The sequence below is a fragment of the Accumulibacter sp. genome (genome assembly GCF_032229525.1).
Classification (GTDB): Bacteria; Pseudomonadota; Gammaproteobacteria; order Burkholderiales; family Rhodocyclaceae; genus Accumulibacter.
In genome coordinates this window covers 14,225-17,666 of sequence record NZ_JAVTWB010000037.1, presented here as the reverse complement: position 1 = coordinate 17,666, position 3,442 = coordinate 14,225, and the positions used below count along the sequence as shown (strand labels likewise).

The 3,442-nt window shown below is 66.8% G+C and carries 5 protein-coding genes; 3 read left to right on the top strand and 2 right to left on the bottom strand.

The features are described 5' to 3' along the window. Positions 1–161: 161 nt before the first annotated feature. Positions 162–707: a bifunctional adenosylcobinamide kinase/adenosylcobinamide-phosphate guanylyltransferase gene (gene cobU / locus RUW20_RS02650; RefSeq protein WP_313950644.1), complete on the bottom strand. Its 546-nt coding sequence runs from the start codon at positions 705–707 to the stop codon at positions 162–164. A 65-nt stretch (positions 708–772) separates the two neighbouring features. Between cobU and cobT the strand changes: the two genes are divergently transcribed. Continuing rightward, positions 773–1,807: a nicotinate-nucleotide--dimethylbenzimidazole phosphoribosyltransferase gene (gene cobT / locus RUW20_RS02645; RefSeq protein WP_313950643.1), complete on the top strand. Its 1,035-nt coding sequence runs from the start codon at positions 773–775 to the stop codon at positions 1,805–1,807. A 56-nt stretch (positions 1,808–1,863) separates the two neighbouring features. Beyond that, entirely contained in the window at positions 1,864–2,184 is a 321-nt protein-coding gene (locus tag RUW20_RS02640) for a heavy metal-binding domain-containing protein (protein WP_313950642.1), read from the top strand. A 102-nt stretch (positions 2,185–2,286) separates the two neighbouring features. On the opposite strand, the gene RUW20_RS02635 is transcribed toward RUW20_RS02640, so the two are convergent. After that, positions 2,287–2,721: a hypothetical protein gene (locus RUW20_RS02635; RefSeq protein ID WP_313950641.1), complete on the bottom strand. Its 435-nt coding sequence runs from the start codon at positions 2,719–2,721 to the stop codon at positions 2,287–2,289. Between the two features lie 305 nt (positions 2,722–3,026). On the opposite strand from RUW20_RS02635, the gene RUW20_RS02630 reads away from it, so the two are divergent. Next, on the top strand, positions 3,027–3,308 hold the full coding sequence (locus RUW20_RS02630; RefSeq protein ID WP_313950640.1) for a hypothetical protein: 282 nt from the start codon (positions 3,027–3,029) through the stop codon (positions 3,306–3,308). The last annotated feature ends 134 nt before the right edge of the window (positions 3,309–3,442 follow it).

Here is a 3,442-nt window from a genome sequence, read left to right as displayed (position 1 = left end):
GGCAAGTTCGACACCATCCGGTCGTACGTGAGGCCAGCCACTCCTGATCCGATCAACCGATCGGCACCCCTCTGGAAAGCCATTCGCACCGATCAGGCGGACAGCCACGAGGATCCCGCTGTTCGCGATCTCTCTCCTGGTCAGGCGAGCTCGGCGATGAACTAGCGCAGCGCCAGCGGCAAGCCGGCGACCACCAGCGTCACCCGCTCGCATTGCGTCGCCACCCGCTGGTTCAGCCGGCCCTGCTCGTCGGCAAACAGTCGCGACAGCGCGGCCATTGGCACGATGCCCCAGCCGACCTCGTTCGAGACCAGGATGATCTGCCCGGGAAGCTGCGGCAAAGTGTCGATCAGGTCCTGCGTGGCGTCGTCGAACAAGCGGCAGGAGATCGCCTCGCCGGCTTCTGCCTGGTGCGCCGCGTCGCCGGCAAAGAGCAGATTCGACAGCCACAAGGTCAGGCAATCGACCAGCAGGCAGACCCCCGGTGCCGCGTGCCGACGCAAGGCGCCAGCCAGGTCGAGCGACTCCTCGACCAGCCCCCAGTCGGCGCAACGCCGCGCCCGATGGTGTTCGATACGGCGCGACATTTCGCCGTCGAGCGCCTGCGCCGTGGCCACGTAGACCACCCGCAGCCCGCTCGCGCTGGCCCGGCGTTCGGCCAGCAGGCTCTTGCCCGAGCGGGCACCGCCGATGATCAATTCTCGCATGCGGCGAAGATTAGCATGGCGCGGTGACAGGTATAATCGGCGCCTTTGCCGGGAATCGCCAGGACATGCAATTTTCCATTCCGCCCGTCGCCGCCCTCCCCGAACTGCAGGCGAGAATCGATGGCAAAACCAAGCCACCCGGGTCGCTCGGCCAACTGGAACGCCTGGCCCTGCAGATCGGCCAGGTACAGCAGTCGTTGGTGCCTGCGCTCGACCACCCCCACCTGCTGGTCTTCGCCGGCGACCACGGCGCCGCCCGCGCCGGCGTTTCGGCCTACCCGCAGGAGGTGACCTGGCAGATGGTCGAAAACTTTCTCGCCGGTGGCGCGGCGATCAACGTCTTCGCGCGCCACAACGGGCTGCAGTTGCAGGTGATCGACGCCGGCGTGGCGCACGACTTCGGCGCCCGCGACGGCCTGGTGGACGCGAAGATCGCTTTCGGGACGCACAACTATCTCGAACAGGCCGCGATGAGCGAAGCCGACCGTGATGCCGCGCTGACCCGCGGCGCAGCGATCGCCCACCAGCTGGCCGACCAGGGCTGCCGGGTGATTGCCTTTGGCGAGATGGGGATCGGCAACACCGCCGCCGCCGCCCTGCTCACCCACCAACTCACCGGCACGCCGCTGGCCGACTGCATCGGCCGCGGCACCGGCCTCGACGACGCCGGCCTGGCGCGCAAGCAGGCCTTGCTGGCGCGGGCGGCACGCCGCGCGGCACTGCCGCCGGATGCCGATGCACTGACCGTGCTCGCCGAGTTCGGCGGCTTCGAGATCGCGATGATGGCCGGCGCGATGCTCGCCGCCGCCGAACGCGGCGTCCTGCTGCTGATCGATGGTTTCATCGTCAGTTCGGCGTTGCTGGTTGCCGCCGATGTCGCACCGGCCATCGTCGACTACTGCGTTTTCTGTCACCGCTCGGCCGAACCCGGGCATTTGGTACAACTGCGCGCTTTTCAGGCCGAGCCGCTGCTCGATCTGGGGCTGCGCCTCGGCGAAGGGACCGGTGCGGCGCTGGCCTGGCCGCTGGTCCGCGCCGCCGCCGCGTTCGTCAACGAAATGGCCAGCTTCGCGGCAGCCGGCGTCAGCGAGCGGAGCTGACCGCCTGACGCGAAATCGTCGCCAGCACGCCGAGCCATCACCCGTCCGGAGGACCCATGCAAGTCACCACCACGCACCACATTGAAGGCAAGCGGATCACGCATTACTACGGCGTCGTCGCCGGCGAAGCGATCCTCGGCGCCAATCTGTTCAAGGATCTGTTTGCCGGAATTCGCGATCTGGTCGGCGGCCGATCTGCCACCTACGAAAAGGAACTGCAGCGGGCGCGTGACATCGCCCTGCGGGAACTGCAGGAGCGCGCCGAGGAACTGGGCGCCAACGCGGTGGTCGGCGTAGACCTCGACTACCAGGTCCTCGGCCAGAGTAACGGCATGCTGATGGTGTCGGCCAGCGGCACCGCCGTGGTCGTCGCATAGCGCAGCCCACCGAGAGGGGCTTGCCGCGCCGGGGCGGGCCGGCGGTACGGGCTCGCCGGGCCAACTGACCAGCCGCTGCCTGCAGCGGCGTTGCCTACTTCACTACTTGCCGGTCCCCGAACTCGGATCGAGGCGTGGTTCGGCCTGCCGGAACTCGGGCCGAATCTGGCTCGCATCACGGTAGCGCGGCTGAATGTGTGCTGCCGGCGTCGGTGGCACGTCGCGCCGTGGTGGCTGCGGCTGGAATGCCGGCGGGTCCACCGTGAAGCGATTGCCGTAGTTGCGCTCGTAACGATCGAGGAAACGTCGCAGTTGTTCGTAGTCCGCGCAACTCAGGGGGGACAGACAGGCCCACAACGGGTCATAGACGATGGTCGGCGGAAACGCAGCGCCATAGGGCGAAAACCGGGAGCCCAAGATCACGTCGCCGCGGACGACAAAATCCCCCGCAGTGGATTCGACGGCCGTCAAGGCGATCACGGCAGCAAGGAGCGATGGCGCGTGCATGCCGCCGAGTGTAGCACCGGCGAACTCCATGCCTGCCGGGGGGAGTGGTCAGTGGTCAGCGGCGTCCCGGGCGGCCGCGCGCCGGAGGGGCCCGTCGGTCAGCAACAAATCGTCCACAGCGATCCCGAGAAACTGGCAGCTTCCGTGACAAACCGCACACATTTTTTTCCAGCGCAGACGGTAGTATGGTCCTCATGTCGTGCGTCGCTCGCCAACCCATCAGCAATAGTCGCCTCGCCGCCTGATCACCCATTGGAGCCTTGCCTGTCATGAGCTGCCCTAACTGTCTTTCGCATGACGTACGCCGTTCGCGGCGTCAAGGCCCAAAGGAAGGTTTGGCACTTCGTCTGAAGGGCCAGGCCCCCTACCGCTGCAAGTGCTGTGACGCGCGATTCATCGACAAAGCCGACGACGGCGATGCTGGCGCAACCGGCCACCACTTGTCCTTTGCCGACTACCTCGGTTTGAGAGGTTGGGCGCGACGGGCTTTCTCCGACCACGTCATCATTGGTGGCTTGGGAAGCGTACTGCTTGTCGGCTTGATCATCCTGCTTTTCGCCTACTCTCTCGGCTGGATAGACCCGCTCGTCTTGCGCCGAGGCTTGGCCCTCGACTAAACACCTGCCCCGCTGGTAACCATCGCCGGCCTCCCCGCAGCCGGCCAGTAAAGCGGTGGCTCGGACGCCGCCCAGGCGGTTTCAGGGAAAGTGGTACGCCCCCTGGCAGCAGCAGATGGAGATGGAGATCGCCG